Source organism: Chryseobacterium sp. WG23, assembly GCF_024586575.1.
In the GTDB taxonomy this organism is placed as follows: Bacteria; Bacteroidota; Bacteroidia; order Flavobacteriales; family Weeksellaceae; genus Chryseobacterium.
The window spans coordinates 512,787-531,078 of the sequence record NZ_JALCZE010000001.1 but is presented as its reverse complement, the minus strand read 5'-3'; the positions used below and the strand labels follow the sequence as shown (position 1 = coordinate 531,078).

The 18,292-nt window shown below is 36.9% G+C and carries 19 protein-coding genes; 1 reads left to right on the top strand and 18 read right to left on the bottom strand.

Features of this window, described 5'->3' with window-relative positions; genetic code table 11:
• Positions 1-89 precede the first annotated feature (89 nt).
• Entirely contained in the window at positions 90-854 is a 765-nt protein-coding gene (locus MP477_RS02455) for a hypothetical protein (protein ID WP_257189004.1), read from the bottom strand.
• 356 nt (positions 855-1,210) lie between these two features.
• Between MP477_RS02455 and MP477_RS02450 the strand changes: the two genes are divergently transcribed.
• Positions 1,211-3,517, top strand: a complete 2,307-nt coding sequence (locus MP477_RS02450) for a lipopolysaccharide assembly protein LapB (protein ID WP_257189003.1) — start codon at positions 1,211-1,213, stop codon at positions 3,515-3,517.
• A gap of 64 nt (positions 3,518-3,581) precedes the next feature.
• On the opposite strand, the gene MP477_RS02445 is transcribed toward MP477_RS02450, so the two are convergent.
• The 17 genes from MP477_RS02445 to MP477_RS02365 form a co-directional block, all read right to left on the bottom strand.
• Entirely contained in the window at positions 3,582-4,796 is a 1,215-nt protein-coding gene (locus MP477_RS02445) for a cytochrome-c peroxidase (protein WP_257189002.1), read from the bottom strand.
• Between the two features lie 30 nt (positions 4,797-4,826).
• On the bottom strand, positions 4,827-5,555 hold the full coding sequence (locus tag MP477_RS02440; RefSeq protein ID WP_257189001.1) for a thioesterase II family protein: 729 nt from the start codon (positions 5,553-5,555) through the stop codon (positions 4,827-4,829).
• Positions 5,556-5,557: 2 nt separating this feature from the next.
• Positions 5,558-6,040: a 3-hydroxyacyl-ACP dehydratase FabZ gene (gene fabZ, locus MP477_RS02435; protein ID WP_257189000.1), complete on the bottom strand. Its 483-nt coding sequence runs from the start codon at positions 6,038-6,040 to the stop codon at positions 5,558-5,560.
• Between the two features lies 1 nt (position 6,041).
• Positions 6,042-7,082, bottom strand: coding sequence for a beta-ketoacyl synthase N-terminal-like domain-containing protein (locus MP477_RS02430; RefSeq protein ID WP_257188999.1), 1,041 nt, complete (start codon positions 7,080-7,082; stop codon positions 6,042-6,044).
• Positions 7,069-8,313, bottom strand: a complete 1,245-nt coding sequence (locus MP477_RS02425; protein ID WP_257188998.1) for a beta-ketoacyl synthase — start codon at positions 8,311-8,313, stop codon at positions 7,069-7,071. Before MP477_RS02425 ends, MP477_RS02430 begins: the two co-directional genes overlap by 14 nt.
• Before the next feature lie 18 nt (positions 8,314-8,331).
• Complete coding sequence (fabG, locus tag MP477_RS02420; protein ID WP_257188997.1) at positions 8,332-9,087, bottom strand: 3-oxoacyl-ACP reductase FabG; 756 nt, start codon at positions 9,085-9,087, stop codon at positions 8,332-8,334.
• 47 nt (positions 9,088-9,134) lie between these two features.
• Entirely contained in the window at positions 9,135-10,151 is a 1,017-nt protein-coding gene (locus MP477_RS02415) for a diiron oxygenase (protein ID WP_257188996.1), read from the bottom strand.
• Positions 10,148-11,635, bottom strand: a complete 1,488-nt coding sequence (locus MP477_RS02410; RefSeq protein WP_257188995.1) for an NAD(P)/FAD-dependent oxidoreductase — start codon at positions 11,633-11,635, stop codon at positions 10,148-10,150. Before MP477_RS02410 ends, MP477_RS02415 begins: the two co-directional genes overlap by 4 nt.
• 98 nt (positions 11,636-11,733) lie before the next feature.
• Positions 11,734-11,982 (bottom strand): acyl carrier protein, encoded by a 249-nt coding sequence (locus MP477_RS02405; protein ID WP_230035179.1) that lies wholly within the window; start codon positions 11,980-11,982, stop codon positions 11,734-11,736.
• 977 nt (positions 11,983-12,959) lie between these two features.
• Positions 12,960-13,529: a DUF2306 domain-containing protein gene (locus MP477_RS02400; protein ID WP_257188994.1), complete on the bottom strand. Its 570-nt coding sequence runs from the start codon at positions 13,527-13,529 to the stop codon at positions 12,960-12,962.
• 200 nt (positions 13,530-13,729) lie between these two features.
• Positions 13,730-14,311 (bottom strand): GDP-mannose pyrophosphatase NudK, encoded by a 582-nt coding sequence (gene nudK / locus MP477_RS02395; protein ID WP_257188993.1) that lies wholly within the window; start codon positions 14,309-14,311, stop codon positions 13,730-13,732.
• Positions 14,298-14,657, bottom strand: a complete 360-nt coding sequence (locus MP477_RS02390) for a DUF4406 domain-containing protein (protein WP_257188992.1) — start codon at positions 14,655-14,657, stop codon at positions 14,298-14,300. The genes nudK and MP477_RS02390 overlap by 14 nt, the downstream gene beginning before the upstream one ends.
• Before the next feature lie 52 nt (positions 14,658-14,709).
• Complete coding sequence (locus tag MP477_RS02385; protein WP_257188991.1) at positions 14,710-15,300, bottom strand: Crp/Fnr family transcriptional regulator; 591 nt, start codon at positions 15,298-15,300, stop codon at positions 14,710-14,712.
• A 31-nt stretch (positions 15,301-15,331) separates the two neighbouring features.
• Positions 15,332-16,234 (bottom strand): TIGR01777 family oxidoreductase, encoded by a 903-nt coding sequence (locus MP477_RS02380; protein ID WP_257188990.1) that lies wholly within the window; start codon positions 16,232-16,234, stop codon positions 15,332-15,334.
• A gap of 28 nt (positions 16,235-16,262) precedes the next feature.
• Positions 16,263-16,607 carry a hypothetical protein gene (locus tag MP477_RS02375; RefSeq protein ID WP_230035190.1) on the bottom strand — a complete coding sequence of 115 codons (345 nt, stop codon included), beginning with the start codon at positions 16,605-16,607 and terminating at the stop codon, positions 16,263-16,265.
• A gap of 5 nt (positions 16,608-16,612) precedes the next feature.
• The gene (locus MP477_RS02370) at positions 16,613-17,206 is read right to left on the bottom strand and encodes an HPP family protein (protein WP_257188989.1); all 594 of its coding nucleotides are present in this window, start codon (positions 17,204-17,206) and stop codon (positions 16,613-16,615) included.
• Positions 17,207-18,112 carry an arginase family protein gene (locus tag MP477_RS02365; protein ID WP_257188988.1) on the bottom strand — a complete coding sequence of 302 codons (906 nt, stop codon included), beginning with the start codon at positions 18,110-18,112 and terminating at the stop codon, positions 17,207-17,209. It lies immediately after the preceding gene.
• Positions 18,113-18,292: the final 180 nt, after the last annotated feature.

Here is an 18,292-nt window from a genome sequence, read left to right as displayed (position 1 = left end):
AAACATATTGAAACAGATTATGTAAGGATAAGATAAACAATATCTTGAAAGCATTAGAAGAGAGATATTCAACCTTTATATTGTACATCTTACAACTCTTCACAATTTTTTTTGAGCTTCATAAAAATTTTATCAAAATCTTTGTAAACCGTTCCTTCATCTTCACGTTTTTGTCTGAAGCTGCTGTTGGCACAGTTGTGAAAACTAAGGCCAATTAAATCAATCAAAGCGTAATCCTCTTTTTGAGGATCATTCATTTTAAGATCAAACCTCGCCATTACAGCTTTTGGATCTGCGTTATTTTTGCTTTTTAGTTCCGTGAAATTTTTCCATGCCTCAAACATTTTTTCCCGGTCGGGAGAAGATATCGCGTCTATAGGTTCTCTACAGGTGTTGTAAAATTTGCTGTTTTTGAGGGTTGCAGGATCAGAGAAAGCCATAATCTCTTCCCTGTTCAGTTCATACTCATTTTCAAAAGTCTGAATAGCATTCTCATACAGATTTTTCCAAACAGGCAAATCGATCACCTTAAGACTGTACAGCTCTTCTTTTTTTTCCTGATACTGTTTTTCCAGGTTTTCTAAATGAGCTTCTTTATTTTTGCGGATCTCTTCAAGGCTGGAAAGTTTAAAAATAGGATTCGTATCAAAATGGACCCCATTGAATTTATATAGTAGTTTATTAACGCCGTCTATTTCTTCTTTCTCATATTTGGCAGCATCAAAATATCCTTTGTTGTCACAATTGAATGTCTGATAGCTGTAAGGGGTAAGATTACTTACTTTTGAGGGCTTTTTTTGTCCCAAAACAATAACAGACAGGGCCGAACAAAGCCCGATCATCATTTTTTTCATGTGCATAGCTGTTGAAGAATCTGAATTTTCTGAATTTCGCCTCAAAATTAAGGCTTTAAATTTGAAAATTAAAGGATTAGGTGCAATTTTATGTAGATATTTTTCTGATTTAATAAGATTTTAATTTTTTATTTATTAATCTGCTATTTAGAATGATGATGCTAAACTTTTCTCTATCAGATGTATTGAGTTTATACAAACAAATCTATATATATTTAATGTTATATTATTGCTGATTTTATGGGTGTTTTACCCTATTTTTAATTTTGTTTTTTATTTTTGCAAACCAAATCAAAATTCTGAAGCCTCTAAAGCAGACAGAATATAACTATCAAATTATAGACAAAATATTAATAATGTACAACAATTTTGAACAGCTGTTTTACCGTGGAGAACTGGAGCAGTGTATTGCAGAGGGCGAAAAATATTTATTATCCAATCCTGACAATGAAGAGGTATTATTTTTAATGGCAGTGGCTCATCATGACAGTGTGTATGACGAAGGACATGAAGAAGTATACAGTGCTATACATGATAAGGTAATTCCTTATCTCCGCAAAATCCTAAAGCTAAATCCCAACAACCTTAAAGCACTTTATAATATCCTGGATTATCCTTTAAGCAACGAATATACATTGATGCAGATAGGCAGGATGAAAAAACATATTACTGAAGCCAATAAGGCCGAATTCATAGCGTATGCGGAACGTTTACTGGATCATGCAGGATACGAAGCCTACGGCTATGACTTTTTAGTGAAAATATATGAATCCCTGGGTGAAAATGAAGCTCTTTTAAACAGTCTTGAAGCTGGAATATATTACTTTCAAAGAGCATTTGCAAACAACCGTGAGCTGAGGGATAAGAATACCTCATTGTTCTGGATCAAAAAAATCTATCTGCTGGACCGCGAAAAAATGATCTCAGGAGAGGAATTAATAAGTCTTATTGAGCAGGGACACCTCACTTTTGTAAGCAGAGATGATTATGATTTTATCAACCTTGCGGATATAGCTTATGAAAATAATGCTCCGGATCTTTCATTGAAGATGATGCTGAAAGCTATTAAAGGGACTAACAGTGCTTTACATATACAGGAAAAGCTCGTAGAATGGCATCATCGTTTTGCAGAATTGATTCAAAAGGGGTACAGCCCGTCTGATATTTTCTATTATCAGCTGATCATTGAAAGAAACTATGCTGACCTGCTGAATATTTCTGAATATTTTTATTATGAGCATGCTCTTGAAGTGATTACTACACATCCGGAACTTTTCTCAGGCTACCATTTTGCCGGAACCTATCTCTATGAAAATAAACGCTATGCTGAAGCCATACCCTTCCTGCAAAAGGCTGTGGCATTATCATCAAATGTAACGGCATGGAGACGGAAAGCAGAATCGGAATATCATCTTTATAAAGTGATACCGGCTGAAATTCCTGCATTTTCCGATTTCCCCACAGACATTTACAACGAAGGGGTTTGTATCAATGAGTTTATAGAAGAAATAGAGGATGAAAGTGATAAGCTGCAATGGATAGATGTGAGCCGTATGGTATATGAGCAGGCTGATAAAGCTTTCCGAAGATATTATAAAGAAGGAAAATTTGAAAGCGATTATTACAATGACCTGCATACCAGAGCGATGTGCTGTAATAACTTAGCCATCAAATATGTATTGCAGGGAGATCATGATGCTTCTGCTGCCAAAGCTTCTGAAGGGCTTACATATTCAGAGTTCAGGGAACTTCATCTTGTAAGAATAGATGCTTTATTAGAAGGTGAAAATGATGAAGAGACTGCGGAAGCACTGAACAATTATTTCAGTCTTTATGATGATGAAGACGAAGACTATTTCTATAAAAATTTATACTATAAAGCACGCCAAATTGAGGTTCATTGCCTGCTGGGATGCGATAATGTTTACAAAAATGCTGAGGAAATGCTTACTTATTTTTATCAGCACACTATGGAACATCCTGAAATTAATGACTACGACTACAGGGATCTGGAGGCAGGAAAAAACGTTTTGGAGGAAATAATGTATCAGCGTCTGGATACCGAAGATCATATAACCAGACAATCTTATTATGAAAAACTTGCCGAACGCTTTCCCCGGGAACCTCATCCACAATATATTCTGATGCAGATCTATAATGAGCACGAAGATTACAGAAAGGTTACCATTACTGCCCATAAATATTTGGAAAGCAAAAAAGATTTTCTGCTGGATGATTTCGACAGGGCTAAAACACTTTATATGATGGTAAAGAGCAACTATTTTCATGGAGCATATCAGGAAGCAGCGTCTGTCTTTAGTGACCATGATGCTTTCAATGCAGAAATCATGGATCCTGAAGATTATGTGCTTTGGCTTAGCTACGGAGTTAGAGTTTATAGTAAACTAAATCATAAAGACCATACTTTATCACTTGCTGAAAGGTTTTCTATTATCTATCATGATGAAGAATGGGGATATGACAAGCTAATGGAGGGTGTAGAGTTGGCAAAGGCCGCAGTTTTGTACCAATCCGGCAATCTTAAGGAAGCACACATTTTATTGGATTATGTGTGTTCATTTCCAGATTATAATTCTATTGCTGATGAATACAGGGCATCATGGAAAAAACCGGGACTGTTTTCTAAATTCGGCTTTAACTGATTAAAGTAATATGGATATATCATGCAGAAAGCCGGCTTTTGCCGGCTTTCTGCATGATATTCAATTAATTAATAAATGGGTTTGACCATTTTTTATCCTTGTAAACATTTTTTCCGGTAAGGGTTTTCATAAAGGCAATAACCGCCTTTTTCTCTGCTGGTGTAGCATTTAAACCTCTTAACCGAAGGTTGTTATCCAGTTTATTGTTTCTTGGATCTTGTGGAATATTATTATAATGATCTATTACCTGCTCCAATGTAGAAAACACGGCAGAATGCATCATAGGAGCATGAGGCTGCCCATTGGAATTGACAAGATCCCGCATTGAAGGAGAATTGGTAACCGTAAGATCTATATCAGTGCTCCCTATTTTATCAATGACGCCATTATTACCACTTAAGGCACTCATTCCAAATTCCGGAGCCAGGTGACAGCTTGCACAGCCTAAACCACCTCCTGCGCGGGTTCCACGTACTGCAACAGGAAATTCCATGAACAGCTTTTTGCCAAGGTTTTCTTCTGCGGTGAAGTTAGGGAAATCAAGAAAATCTGATGCAATCATAGTTCTTCCTTCATCATACTTTGAATCAAAAGAGATGATACTGCTGACAAATTGGGCCAGTGCTTTCTGCATTTTTTCCTCAGTGATTTCCGGACTGCCATATGCTCTTGTAAACAGTTCTTTATAATAATCCAACCCCTGAAGTTTTGTGATCAGATTATTAAACGACGGGGCTCCGTTCGTACCACTATAACCCATTTCCAAATGATCTTTGATAGGAATGGTAGTCTGGGTATCCAGAGAGGTTGCTCTTTTGTCCCAGAATAATCTGGCTTCCTCTGCAAATCTCACATTGATCAACCTCATGGAATGCCTGCCCGTTGTTCCGTTTACTCCCTGGCTGGCCATTTTATTATCTCCAAATGCCAATTCCTGTTTATGACAGCTGGAACACGAGACGGTATTGTTGCTGGACAGCTTCTTATCATAAAATAAAACCCTTCCCAAGGTAGCCCCTTCATTTGTAATACGATTAATAAACGGAATATTGTTCCTGAATATATACATTGGAATATTTTGATTGGCATAATTGGGTAAACTGTTGAAGTCTATATTATCACCAAAATAAGCAGACAGCGATGAGGCATTTCTGGACATTGATAAAGCTGATACTTGAGCATTAGGTTCATAAATAGGTTCCATTGTCATACTATCGTTGGAACAAGAATACGTTAGGCTGAGCAAGGCGATTGCCGGTAAGAATAATAATTTTTTCATTTTTTGTTTTTTTTAAGTTAATAGATGGTTTTAATTCAATAGTTGTGTTATTATCTGAGTAAGTAATCTTGCGGTTTCTTCCGGATGCTGCATCGGGAAAAAATGATTGCCCTTTATTGGAAAGAACTCAGTGTTGCCTGAGGTATGAAGTTTCCAGTTTTCATAATAAGACGGGGTAGGATATAGCTCATCATCTTCACCCATGATGACGGCTATAGTATTGGATACAGACATATCTGCCCAATTATCATTCTGGTACTTTTCCAATATTTCTACATCTTTTTCCATAATCTCCATTCTTTTTTTATAAATCTTTTGAAAAAGGGGAGCTTCTTTATTTTGTTCATACTTGATAGGTAAAAGGTCAGATAATAATTTATTCTTAGCTTTTTCTGACAGAGTATGGGAAGCTGACTGGTGGGTAGGCGCTTTCATTCCTGAAACCAATACCCCAACCATATTGAACTGATGTTTATTTAATTTGGACGAAACCAATAGGGCTAAAATAGCACCCATACTGTGGCCCCAGATGATAATTGGTCTTTGCAGAGGTCCCAGACTATCTTTTACATGGGCATAAAGATCATCCACGGCCTCATCCAGAGAGGAGAGTAGCGGTTCTTTATGTCGGAGACCTCTTCCCGGAAGTTCCAGGCACTTAATCTCCAGTCCTTCAATATTGATCAGGCTGGTTATATTTGAAAATGACATGGATGACCCACCTGCATAAGGAATACAGAATAAAATAGGAGTATTCATACTTAAGAAGAGATTTTACTTTTATCAACAGACATTACCGTGATTTTACCTTTTGCACAGACAGAGCCTTCTACGGATGCTTTAACGTTCACAGAACTGGCTGATCCCTTTTTCCAATCTATGCTGACCTCCAGTTCCAATAAATTTCCTGGAAGTACGGATTGTAAAAAGCTGATCTGAACACTTCCCAATACTCCCATTGAAGTCGGTTCAGAAGCCAGAATTCTACTGCCGGCTTGCCAGTCCAGACTATCCAGGACCATCATTAATGAAGATGCCTGAGCAAGAGCTTCGGTAATGAGGACCCCTGGCATGATGGGAAAATCAGGAAAATGCCCTGCAAAATAAGGTTCTCCCATAGAAACAGCTTTAACGGCTTTTAGCCTTTCCCCTTTTACATATTCGGTGACTTTATCTATGAGTAAAAAAGGGTATCGGTATTTTACTATTTGGGTGATTTGATAGGATTCTAAAATGGCTTTCATACTATATGCTGTTTTTTTCTATAATGGTGTAGATTACGGTCCCCGATGGATCTGCCGACAAGACAAGGATGTTTTTTTTGTCTGTTCTGTGAGCGTTTTGCCCATTAAATACTGAAATAGCATAGGCAATACCTAACATTCCACCGGCATTATCCAGATCTCCGAATTTATCCTCAGGATACAGTACTGTTACAGGAAGACTGTTTTCTTTAAATAAACTTTCGAATCTATTGATATGTATTGTAGAAGTTCCGCCGGAGATAATGATCGTATCAGTATCATTTAATTTTATAATGGGGAATAGCATTTCATATAAATAGGTTTCAAAAGGAATAGCATCTTGGGTATAGGTTTCAGAATGCAGCATTTTAATCCGGGCTAAAGGCTTTTTGTTATCTTTTTCTAAAGACTCCTGGCGCTCCAGAATCATAGAGATACCCAATTCCGGAGATTTATCTCGCTGGTTTTTTTGTATTAGTTTCTGATAGGAATTCCGCACTTCCGTAGAAGCCGTTACTCCATAATCTATAATTCCCAGTTTCAGATGGAGGTAAGCAATATCTAATGCCTGGAGACTTCCTGCCATTCCTGCACATACACTGAAGTTGGGTCCTTTTATTCCGGTCTGTATAGCCATCTGGCTGGCTGCTGCATTAGCTATTGTACTGGGTGCCTTCATAGGGCTTACTCTGTCCGGTCCCTGATTTTTAGCTGTTAAATCGAAAATAAAACAGTCTTCAAGGTTAGACAGTTCCGTCCCGTCATAGAGCCCAATCCTTTCCGGATTGCTTTGTATGTACTTCCCTAAATCCCGGTTATGAATAGACTGAAATGCTGCATTACAGTAAATCAATGTGGCTTTATTCAGAAAACGCTGGCCTTTGGGTCTTAAAAATTTCTGAGGATCATGATCTTCAATGATAGAAGAAGATAGGGGCTGATCTCCCAAATTGTTAAGGTATTCATTTATTTCTGTTCCATACGGGCTGTTAAAGCCAATAGCAGAAATTACAATATCGGTTTTTGGATTAATTTGCATCATATTTACTGAATATTACACTACAGATGTTACCGCCAAAAGCAAAAGAATTACTTAGAATATGTTCTACATGATGCTCTATTTCCGCAGGTGGCTGTATCTGAAAGTTGATATTAAAAGATTCATCGATTTTTTCTGTATTTCTATTTTTTGGAATTTGCTGGTGATATAATGATAGAACTGCACTTACCGCTTCAAGAGCACTTGCTGCTCCCATACAATGTCCCAGCATAGACTTTATTCCGTTCACATATAAAGTATTTATTCCTTCTCCAAAAACATTACGCATTGCTTTGATCTCATGAGCATCATTGGCTTTTGTTCCGGTTCCATGAGCACTTATATAGGTAATGTTTTCTCTGTCAATATGACCTGAAACAAGAGCATTAGACATAGATAATGTAGCTCCTGAACCTTCAGGATCCGGTGCTGTAGGATCATAAGCGTCACAAGCCAGTCCATATCCTTTTATTTCTCCATAAATCCTTGCTCCTCTGGCCAGAGCATGCTCCAATTCTTCAAGAATTAAAACGGCTGCACCTTCTCCTACAATCATCCCTGTTCTATCCTGATCAAAAGGTTTGCAATCATTTTTTGACATTGCCCCTAATCTGTAAAATACAGTATAACATGATCTTGTAAAAGGATCTGCACCTCCTGCAATAATAAGGGGAGACCGGCCTTCCTGAATCATAGAATAAGCTGTTCCTATAGCATAATTCCCGGCTGCACAGGCCGTAGGGATAACCATATTGGTTCCACCCAGATGATAATATTTTGCAATACCGGCACTCAGTTCTACAGGCCGGAATCTATTCAGGGTTTCGGCTGCCTTAGGATCGAGTTCTTCATGCTCCATACCAAGATCCCATTCGTCTACGATACGTTCTACAATATCCTGATTGCCATTCGTTGTTCCCAGGATAATTCCATAGTTATTTTTCTGGCTCAACCTATTTTCCAGCCCTGCATCTTTTAATCCCATATCTACAGCAGCGGCAGCATAAGTAGCAGCCTTTCCATAAGGCCGGAAATGCTCAATGACGTCTATATTTTGATATTCTTTTTCAAGATGCACTTCTGCAGCTCTTGTTATTCCTTTATAATCTGAGGAATCCAGCTTGGTAAGATCACTGACTCCGGTATCTCCATTGAGTATTTTCTTCCAGAAATCATCTTTCTCACAAGCTAGCGGGCTTACAACTCCCATTCCTGTAATAACAACTCTTTTCATATTGGTTTTGTGTTTATTTTATAAGGTTAATCCACCATCAATGATGAATGTCTGGCCGGTCATATAATTGCTTTTTTCAGAACAGAGAAAAGTGACCAGGTCAGCAACTTCCTGAGGAATTCCCATTCTTTTCATGGGGATCATCTGGTCTATTTTTTTCTTATCCTGTTCATTCATTTGGGCAACCATTTCAGTATCTATAAATCCGGGAGCTACGGCATTCACCTGCATATTAAACCTGGCAAATTCTAAGGCAAGTGTTTTGGTAAGGGAGATAATGGCTGCTTTGGAGGCACCATAATTGGCCTGGCCTACAGCACCACGCACACCGGAAACAGATGAAATATTGATTATTTTTGAATTCTTCTTCCGGATAAATGATTTTATGACCGCTTTGGAAAGATAATAGGTTCCATTTAAGTTGGTATTGATTACGTCTTTCCACATATCGTGGGACATGCTGAAAAATGGGGAATCTGCAGTAATTCCTGCATTATTGATGAGCCCATACAACGGCCCTAATGAGGATTTTTCAACAGTTTCTATTAATGATTTTGACTGTTCCTCATCTTGGATATCTGCATGATATAACTTTATTTTATCCGGGAACTCTGCTGAAAGTTCCTGTAGGTATTTCTCTGCAGCTTCCTGACCCCGGTTATAGGTGAATGATACAGAAGCTCCTGAAGAAAGTAATTGCCGGACAATAGCTTTCCCGATTCCGCGTCCTCCGCCGGTCACCAGAAAATGCCTGCCGTCTAAGTTAATGTGCATATCGAAAATTTAATGTTTATTAATGTTAGTTTTGTGAAATGTGTTCTTTAATCATAATTTTTATCCATGACATTGTCTATGTCTTTTTCATCAACGGATTTCTTTTTAAAAAACCCGATAGCATCTTCAACATCTTTTTCAAAACCATTCGCTTTCCATACTTCTTTATTCTCGTGGTTGCAGACCCCGATTTCTATGAAATACCTCATCATGGGAGCCATGATTCTTGAATTGATTTTTTTTCTGTTTTCAGCATTCAGAACAGTTGGGATAAGCTCTTTATAATTTTTAAATGCTTTATCTTTAAAGCCTACTCTGGCGTATACCATTATACTGGATATGGACATGTCCAGCATACTTCTCAGCATGGGAGCTGTAATTTCCCGGGCTTCGTTTAAAAACTCAGGAACAACATCTATAAATTCCCGGATCATATTTTTTCCCCATTCTATATGTCTTGCTTCCTCTTTATGGTGTTCTACAGCTACTGCCCGGGAAAGCTTGGAAATTTCCTTGCTGTTACAGTCTTCCATGGCATTGTTTTCTGCCAGCCATTCTATTAAAATAGTGAGATAGATGGCTTTCAGCGGAAATTCAGACATGGAGGCATTATGGCTGTATATTTCCCGTAAGTTTAAAGGAACAGGAAACGGAGCAATATTGAAATAATTCATTGCTTTTCGGAAGACCATGGCATGTACAATTTCTTCTTTACAGAAATGATGTATATATTGTACTACCTCCGGAAATCTTTTCAGAGAACCATGATTTACAATTTTCATATAATATTCCGAAACCAGGTTTTCAAATACAATAAATGTATACCACCAGGCTCCTGTTTCATATACAGACAGAAGCCTTCTTTCTTCCTCTGATGCAAGATCATAATACGGAGTTCCATAGATGGAAATATTCTCTCTCTTTTTGAGCCATACCTGATCTGTGGGTTCATCCCAGGGATGGTCCAGAAGCAGGCTCATTTGCTTTTTCTCAGATGCTTTATTAAGCTTCTCCAGCAGATCTGAAAATTTTGGACTGAGTGTTTTTTTCTTTAGCGGATTCATAATTTTGTGTTTTTACTCAATAATTTACCTTGTGTAAAGCCAAAGCACATGGCGGTTTCATAACCCGGACCTCCTGCCCAGGTGCTGACTAATTTAATTTTGTCATTGGGGAAGTTACTAAGCAGGTTTAAATTGGTTCTGGGGAGCATTTTATAGGCAAAAGCAGAGCCTTTGGTAGCAAGAGTAAATTTGTAATTTGTTTTTGGTGTTGATGATTCTGTATAGATCAGTTTTCCTTCCAGTTTTGGAAATGTCTTAAGGGCTCTTTTTATAAACTTATCCTGAATTTTTTGTTTTCTGGCAGTATATTCTTCCTCTGAAAGATGAAACCATCGGTCTCCATGATCCAGCATGACAAGCTGGATGACATAGCCGCCGGCAGGATCAAACCTATGGTAATTACTTATGCTCAGGGTAAAAAGATCATAATATCTGTCATTTTCAAAGTCTTCTTTCGTAAAATCGTCTCCTGAATCTGAAACCAAAAGGTATTCGGGTGAAAAAATGTCAACTTCTTCCGGAGGAACCGAGATCACAATGTATACACAAAAATGTCCCCAGCCCACCTCAAAATTATTGATAACACTTTGGAAGCGGTCTGTATATTCCTGTTTATTCAGCATTTTCAGCACATCTTCCGGAGGGCAGGTTGCAATTACATTTTTGGCCCGGATCATATTTTTCCGGGTTTTGACGAGCATATATTCATTATGGTCTTCCATTTCATAGACCGGGTTCTTTTTTAACAGAATCCCCCCACGATTGATAAATTCTTTAAGCAATACATCAGAGAGATGCTGTCCTGTCCCTTTTACATAGGCCTGGCCTCCATAAAACATAGCATACAGACAGTGAAGAAAATAAAAAGCATTCACTTCATTGGAAATAGACCCCGAATAGATGGCAATAGGACTGAGAACTTCAATGATATCATTTCCTTTAAATATCGTTTCAAAATATTGCCGTGCTGTTATTTTAGAGAGGCCCCTGCTTTCTCTTAAAATATCTTTGTTGATGGTATACTCGTTCATCAGTCTTCTGAAAAACATATAATGTTGGTATCCATGGGTTTCTATGTCTTTAAAAAGACGTTCTATTCCAGTGGTTTCGTCCGGAAAGTATGTTGTAAGAGTCTCTTTAATTTCATTCGGTTCTGAGGGAATTCTGATAAAGTTGCCTCTATACACTACGGTTCCAATTTCTTCATGCAGATGAAATTCTTCCAGCAGAGAATGAAGTTCCAGTCTTTTTAGAGTATTCCAAAGGTTTCCTACATGCTCTCTAAGCCCGCTTACTTTATGCTGGCTACAGTCAAAAATGAATTTTCTTTTGTTTCTGTAAAAATTGGTAGCATAGCCGCCTACTTTATGATGTGCCTCGCTAATGACGACAGAGCGTCCCTCTGTGGCAGCTGTTAAGCCGTATGTTAAACCACAGAGACCCGCTCCAATCACCAAATCATCGACATCAATATTGTCAATCATATTTTGTGTTGGTTTGTTACAATAAGTTGATTTTGATATATTATTTTATTCCCTACCTGTTCATATTTTAAACAAAATAGAAATAAAAAGTCAAGATTTTAGCTTGCTAATTCTTCTTCCAAAACTTTAACAATATCCTTTGGGGTAGTCATATTAGCCAAAAGCTCTTCATCAAGGCTGACCTGAAAATTTCTTTCCAGTTCTACCAACACTTCAAGCCCCATGAGGGAAGTCATTCCCATATCGTGTAGCAGATTGGTATCCGGCTGAATTTCCTTCGGATTACATTCCGTAATATCACCTAAAATCTCGTACACTTTTTCGAATAATTTTTCTTGATTTTCCATAATTTATATTTTAATTTATTATAATGAATGCTTTACTATAGCATAAAAGCAATTGATTAGTATAAGTTTTATACTAATGCTGATTTTACAGTTATAAGTTGGCTGTATTTATCTTTCTATAATGATTCAAATACTTATAATATGATTATGGATGGGGGCGAGGCTGATGTATTCGTTTTATGAAAACAAACTATCCTCACACCTTGTCATATATGATTTTTTAATAAAAATAAAGGATAATTACAGACTAAACTTACTTTAAGTTGTTAGTGTCTGTTTATAAAAGAATATACTCCATCTGTTTGGGAATCAGATAGGGGGAACTGTTTTTTTCGTGTTTCATTATTTGTTGGTTTTGTTTGACAAATATACTATACTCAAAACAACTGACAAAGAAAATAAGTAACTTTATAGTGAAATAATAACTAAATAAATGAGCGCTTTTTTTACATTAACTTTTATTTAAGCTGTTTCTTTATTTGTATTTATTTTTTTCCAAAATATTGTACTTTTCAAGTATATTTTTCTTTATAAACACAAATGGTTAATGTTGAAAACAGCATGAATTGTGCATGTTATGTTGAAAATTTTACTATAACAATATGCTTGTAGTTATTTGAAATCCGAATCTGTATAATTGCTTACCTCAATGAAGTTCTGATAACCTGAATGTAGAGCTCAACCGTTTTATCAATGTCTGCAACGGTTAATACGAGATGGTCTATGTTTCTTATTTCCATAATTTCATTTTTTTAATCACGCATGATATTATTGATGGGCAGATATTGTTTTTTAATTTTAAAATAATAGTTTTACATCAATTAATTAATCATATGAACTGGATCGTGCCTTATCTTTTTTTTATCTTTGCCCTTATCATATTTGGGGGAATTTCTTACCTGGTGATGCGTCTTTTTAAAAGATGGACACAAAAAAGTAAATATGCCTTTTATTTAAATGCTTTGGTATTTATCAGTTCATTTCTTTTGATTCTTTTCACTGCCTTTATTATTTTCTTTATGAATCTTAATCTTAGCCGATAAAGGAGTTTTTTTTCTAAAAACTAAGTATGCGATGAATAAATTGATGAATAGGGCCAACCATACATTGATCCCATAAAAAAGCTCATAATCATGATATTCTTCATTATAAAAAAAGTTTTTAATGATTCTGAAAGTAAGGGCCGTTGTAGTAACGGCATAACTTAAAATCATATAGTTTTGGTGGCTGATTATCTTTCCTTTTTTAATGGAAAGAATTGCTGCTATGGTAAAATAGGCCCAGAGACTATCTTGCAGCAGAAATCCCGTAATCCCGATTAAACCTCCGTTAGAGAACAGTCCGAGGATAAAACAGGCTGGGACATTGATGATAAGGATATTATAAACATACATCTTGCCTATGATTGTATGGAGTTTTCTGTTCTCAGCCAGGAAACGACTGGAAAACTGCGTTAAGCCAGCTAAAAGACAAAGCGTAACAGAAAAGATATGAATGTAAAAAAAGGTCAGCCAGTATGGGTTTCGGACTACCTGTTGCTTAAACATAAGAAAGCCCACGTTTTTTTCAAAACTCGTATACTGGGAAATTGTTTTCAGCATGAGAATACTGAAAATAAGTACTGAAAACAGAGCCAGGATTTTAAAAATGTATATTCGTAAAGCCTTGGTCATTAATACTTAATCGTTGTGCAGGTTATCATTGAAAATAGGATGATTGGGAGTCTCATTCTCAGTAATTATTTTTGTTATAAAATACTTTTAACCCGTAAGTGCTGGAGTAACATCATTGTTTTGGCATCATTGATTTCTCCTGAATCTACCATTTGGAGAGCTTTTTCAAAAGACATTTCCAATACTTCAATGTTTTCTCCCTCTTCTTCAAGGCCGCCGCCATCAGCAATTTTCATTTCATCAGAATATTCAGCGATGAAGAAATAAAGAATTTCTGTCACAGAACCTGGCGACATATAAGCCTGAAATACCTTTTCAACTTTAGAAATTTTATATCCTGTTTCCTCTTCCGTTTCCCTTTTGATACAGTCTTCGGGGTTGTCATTATCCAAAAGGCCGGCACAGGCCTCAATAAGCATTCCTGTTGAATTCCCGTTAATATAGGTAGGCAAACGGAACTGTCTTGTCAGAATAACAGTATGGGAAGATGTATTGTAAAGCAGGATGACCGCTCCATTTCCTCTGTCGTAAGCTTCTCTGCTTTGGGTTTCTGTAGTTCCGTCCTTTTTTAGAATGGTATAAGTAACTTTGTTTAAAGTATACCAGTTATCTGACAGGATCTCTGTTTTTAAAATAGTAATATTAGGATTTTGCATCGGGTATATCTTCTGTGTTATAGTAAATTTTAAGGCCTTTTTCCTGGGCAATTCTCACATCTTCATCAGCTCCTTTTGAAGCTCCGTGTATCCGAAAAATGGCATCACATTTTTCTAAAATACGGTGAGCAGCCGGATATTGTATCTCCTGCCATGCCTCATCCCCAATCTGGGTAGAGCCCGCAAGACTGATTAATGGCAATGCAATCCATTCTCCAATGATAGGGATGTGTCCTTTTCTGAAAATAGGAAGTGCTGCAGCTTCAAGGTTATGAAGGTTTTGCTGAATCAGTTCCGGATCATCATTTGTCCCACTGCGATAGGGACCTGCAATAAGTATAAGCATATTTTTTTGCATAAAATAACGGAACTTACAAGGTAAAAAAAAATAATGTAGATTAAGAGGGGGTATTTTTCTGTTTATTTATTTTTATGGTACTTAAAAACTCGGGAGTAACGCCCAGATATGAAGCAATTTGTTTTTGAGTAACCCGTTGGGCAGCCAGAGGATATTTTTGGAGAAAGCTGTCATATCGTTCTTCTGCTGAAAGAGAAAGGTTCTCAATAATGCGGAGCTGCTCTCTTATATAGGCATTTTGCATCATAATTCTAAAGAATCTTTCAAACTTCGGTATTTTAAGGTACAGCTCATCGAGGCTGTCTTTTTGTAACTGCAAAATAACACTGTCTTCCAGAGCTTCAATGTTCAGCATGGCAGGTTGTTGGTTGATGAAACAGAACATGTCGGTAATCCACCAATCAGAAACAGCAAACATAATGGTAGATTCTTTTCCTGCAGCATCCATATAGAATGCTCTAAGAACACCGGACTGAACAAAACTGATTTCTTTGCAGACTTGTTGCTGTTTTAAAATCAGTTCTTTTTTCTGAACCTTTTTCTCTTTTAATAAGGAAATAAAATAGGAAATTTCCTGTCCGCTGAGTGAAATATGTCTGGATATATTTTTTAGAATTAAAAGGTTTTCCATATAGAACTACTAAAGATTGTTATCGCTTATTTCACTTTAATAAGTCTTTCAGGGCTTCTTTAAGGTCCGGGAACTTAAACTGAAAGCCTGCATCCTGAATTTTCTGTGAAGAAGCCCTTGAGCCTTCCAATATAGCCGTAGCGAGTTCCCCAAAAAGAAGCTTTAAAACAAAAGCCGGAACATTAGGCATCAGTAAGGGTTTTTTGAGCACTTCAGCGATCTTTCCGGTCAGTTCACTATTGGTGGTATGCTGTGGGGAAACGGCATTATAAGCACCGTGAACAGAGGAGTGGCTTAAAGCAAACTCATACATTGAACAGATATCTTCAATATGAATCCACGGCATATACTGTTTTCCACTGCCCAAAGGAGATCCTATGCAATATTGAATAGGAGGAACCATTTTTTTTAATGCCCCGTCTTTTTCAGAAAGTACAACAGCTGTGCGGATTTTAACTACTCTTTCTGCAAGGTTATGCTCTTCGAAATGATCGGCTGCTCTTTCCCATAAAACAACCACTTCACTTAAAAAATCATTTCCCGGCTGATCCTCTTCGGTATATATTTTTTCAGTCGTTTGAGTTCCATAAAAATTAATACCTGAAGCTGAAATAAAGGATTTAAGTTTTATCCCTTTCTTTTTTAAAGTATTCTGAAGCAATGCCGCAGAATCCACCCTACTGGAGATTAATTCCTTTTTTCTTTCATCAGTCCATCGCTTTTCTGAAATATTAGCACCCGCCAGATGAATGATATGGGAAACATTTTCCAAAGAAGACTCTTCTATTGTCTTCTTTGTGATATCCCATTCATATTCATTATCGTGCTTCTTTTTTCGGGTAAGAAACCTTAGACTATATTCATTTTCTAATTTTTTTGCGAGTTCCCGGGCAATCATACCACTAGCTCCTGTAATCAGAACAATTTCTTTCATATTTATATCGTTTGGTGGTGTAGGAGGATTATGCCTGATTTCTTACAATCAGTATAAAATCATCTTCCAAAAGCCTGTATCCGTAATCATAAATAAATTTGTATTCAGATCCGTTTTTATAGACTTTCATATTGGTGAAATAATCGAAGTCAAAACCTAAGCCATCCAGTTTAGATCTTGCTACTTTAGTTTTGCCATCAGTATTTATTTCTACAAGGATACGATAATTCTTGCGGAGCTTGTTGTTTACATTCCGCATCAGATTGGTAGAATCTTTATTCTGTTTATTATTATAGGCGTTCCGGCAGGCATCGTTACAGAACTTTTTGTCAGACCTTCCGATGATCTTTTCGCCACATTCCAGGCAGTTCATACTATTTATTTTGTGTGTTTGGTATGTCTTTTCTTTAACAATCTTATAAATCTGCTGTGGGAAGGATAACTTCTGTTGCGCGTTATATTATTGAAGAATAATGCCACAATCAGCAGGATAATACACCCTGATAAAACAGGAGAGATAACGTACCAGTACCCTAATTCAGGTATTTTCCCGGTGGAACTTACAGCAATAAGGGCTGTTGCGCCGCCTGGTGGGTGCAGAGTTTTGGTGTACTGCATAATGACAATGGAAAAAGCTACGGCCAATGGAGCAGAGAGCCAGATAATATCCGGAACAAGTTTATACACTGTAACACCTACAAGAGCTGACAAAACATGTCCGCCTATCAGGTTTCTGGGTTGAGCCAAAGGACTCTGAATAGCTCCATAAATAAGAACACTGGAGGCTCCAAAAGAACCTATAAGGAATATATTTTCTGTCTCAGCTAAAGAATGGGACTGGATGAATGCAATAAGCCCAATCCCAAAAAAGGCACCCAAAAATGACCAGAAATGCTCTTTGTAATCAACCAGCGTTTCTTTATAGATCACATACTTTGAGACTCTAAACGTTCTTTTTATGGTCTTCTTCATTTAGTCTTCTTTATTTTTTATAATTTGAATTAATTTTTCTACAAAAACTTGGGTATAAAATCCATCTTTATCATAATCGGGATCTAAAATAGTGATCTCTATTCCAAAACAATCAGGATGATGAATCAGTGGGATCAGCATTTCCTGCAGATCATCATAGCTTATTCCATCTTCCATTCTGCTGTCTACTGCCGGCATGATTTCATCTTTTAAAACATCCACATCAAAATGGATAAAGAAACCATCCAGCTTTTTTTCAGCTGTTATTTTCAAAAAGTCCTCAACAGTTTTTCTGAATCCGTTTTTCCTGAGATTTTCAAGGTCATAATAATGAATGTTGGAATTGATGATCTGGCTGACATATTCCTCGTCATCTGTCTCTGCATTACCGCTACAAAAGATGTTTTCTTCAAGGAAATAAGGCTTTAGCCCATCAATATTGGTTAGCTTTTCATGCCCAGTTCCGGAAACTATCGCAAGATCCATTCCGGCAACACCTCCGCTTTCTGATAATTCTGGTGGGATAAAATCGGTATGACCATCAAGATAAAAAAGTCCGAAGTTTCCCAGTTTTTTTAATGCAACTGCGGTTCCGATCAGAATACTGCAGTCCCCACCGAGCATGATATTGAAAGTATTCTTATCATAGCTGTTCAGAATATGGTTAGCCTGCTTTTTAGCATATCCAATAATGGCATCTGCATTTTTAACCCCTGAGTCTTCATCGAAATCCATGGCATATTCCGGAGCTTCCAGTCTGAAAATATGTTGGGGACCAATTCTTTTATGAAAATCAAATTTTCTGAGCCAATCCGGAAGTTTTCTGACTCCGGGTTCAGTCTCATGATCCTTTTTTGTAAGTCCTAAATTAAGAGGAAACTCAAAAATATTGATATCCCTTTTCATAATGAATTTTGACAAAGGTACGGAATTATCCGTTTGTAAATGGATAGTATTGAGAAAGCTAATTGTTTTCTTTAAGGAAACTGATTTAAGCTTTTTCTGATTGTAACCTTAAACTGCCAGTACTTTATATTAAATTTTAATTAAAATGACTAAATTCATGTATTGCTGAATTATATATAA

What these genes read in the sequence shown, in the direction of transcription:
- MP477_RS02405 (WP_230035179.1), bottom strand. Translation starts at nt 11,982, where the DNA reads ATGGAAAATCAAGAAAAATTATTCGAAAAAGTGTACGAGATTTTAGGT.
- MP477_RS02380 (WP_257188990.1), bottom strand. Translation starts at nt 16,234, where the DNA reads ATGAAAGAAATTGTTCTGATTACAGGAGCTAGTGGTATGATTGCCCGG.
- MP477_RS02445 (WP_257189002.1), bottom strand. Translation starts at nt 4,796, where the DNA reads ATGAAAAAATTATTATTCTTACCGGCAATCGCCTTGCTCAGCCTAACG.
- MP477_RS02415 (WP_257188996.1), bottom strand. Translation starts at nt 10,151, where the DNA reads ATGAATCCGCTAAAGAAAAAAACACTCAGTCCAAAATTTTCAGATCTG.
- MP477_RS02385 (WP_257188991.1), bottom strand. Translation starts at nt 15,300, where the DNA reads ATGGAAAACCTTTTAATTCTAAAAAATATATCCAGACATATTTCACTC.
- MP477_RS02450 (WP_257189003.1), top strand. Translation starts at nt 1,211, where the DNA reads ATGTACAACAATTTTGAACAGCTGTTTTACCGTGGAGAACTGGAGCAG.
- MP477_RS02365 (WP_257188988.1), bottom strand. Translation starts at nt 18,112, where the DNA reads ATGAAAAGGGATATCAATATTTTTGAGTTTCCTCTTAATTTAGGACTT.
- MP477_RS02370 (WP_257188989.1), bottom strand. Translation starts at nt 17,206, where the DNA reads ATGAAGAAGACCATAAAAAGAACGTTTAGAGTCTCAAAGTATGTGATC.
- MP477_RS02430 (WP_257188999.1), bottom strand. Translation starts at nt 7,082, where the DNA reads ATGATGCAAATTAATCCAAAAACCGATATTGTAATTTCTGCTATTGGC.
- fabZ (WP_257189000.1), bottom strand. Translation starts at nt 6,040, where the DNA reads ATGAAAGCCATTTTAGAATCCTATCAAATCACCCAAATAGTAAAATAC.
- fabG (WP_257188997.1), bottom strand. Translation starts at nt 9,087, where the DNA reads ATGCACATTAACTTAGACGGCAGGCATTTTCTGGTGACCGGCGGAGGA.
- MP477_RS02455 (WP_257189004.1), bottom strand. Translation starts at nt 854, where the DNA reads ATGAAAAAAATGATGATCGGGCTTTGTTCGGCCCTGTCTGTTATTGTT.
- MP477_RS02400 (WP_257188994.1), bottom strand. Translation starts at nt 13,529, where the DNA reads ATGTTTAAGCAACAGGTAGTCCGAAACCCATACTGGCTGACCTTTTTT.
- MP477_RS02440 (WP_257189001.1), bottom strand. Translation starts at nt 5,555, where the DNA reads ATGAATACTCCTATTTTATTCTGTATTCCTTATGCAGGTGGGTCATCC.
- MP477_RS02390 (WP_257188992.1), bottom strand. Translation starts at nt 14,657, where the DNA reads ATGCTTATACTTATTGCAGGTCCCTATCGCAGTGGGACAAATGATGAT.
- MP477_RS02425 (WP_257188998.1), bottom strand. Translation starts at nt 8,313, where the DNA reads ATGAAAAGAGTTGTTATTACAGGAATGGGAGTTGTAAGCCCGCTAGCT.
- nudK (WP_257188993.1), bottom strand. Translation starts at nt 14,311, where the DNA reads ATGCAAAATCCTAATATTACTATTTTAAAAACAGAGATCCTGTCAGAT.
- MP477_RS02375 (WP_230035190.1), bottom strand. Translation starts at nt 16,607, where the DNA reads ATGAACTGCCTGGAATGTGGCGAAAAGATCATCGGAAGGTCTGACAAA.
- MP477_RS02410 (WP_257188995.1), bottom strand. Translation starts at nt 11,635, where the DNA reads ATGATTGACAATATTGATGTCGATGATTTGGTGATTGGAGCGGGTCTC.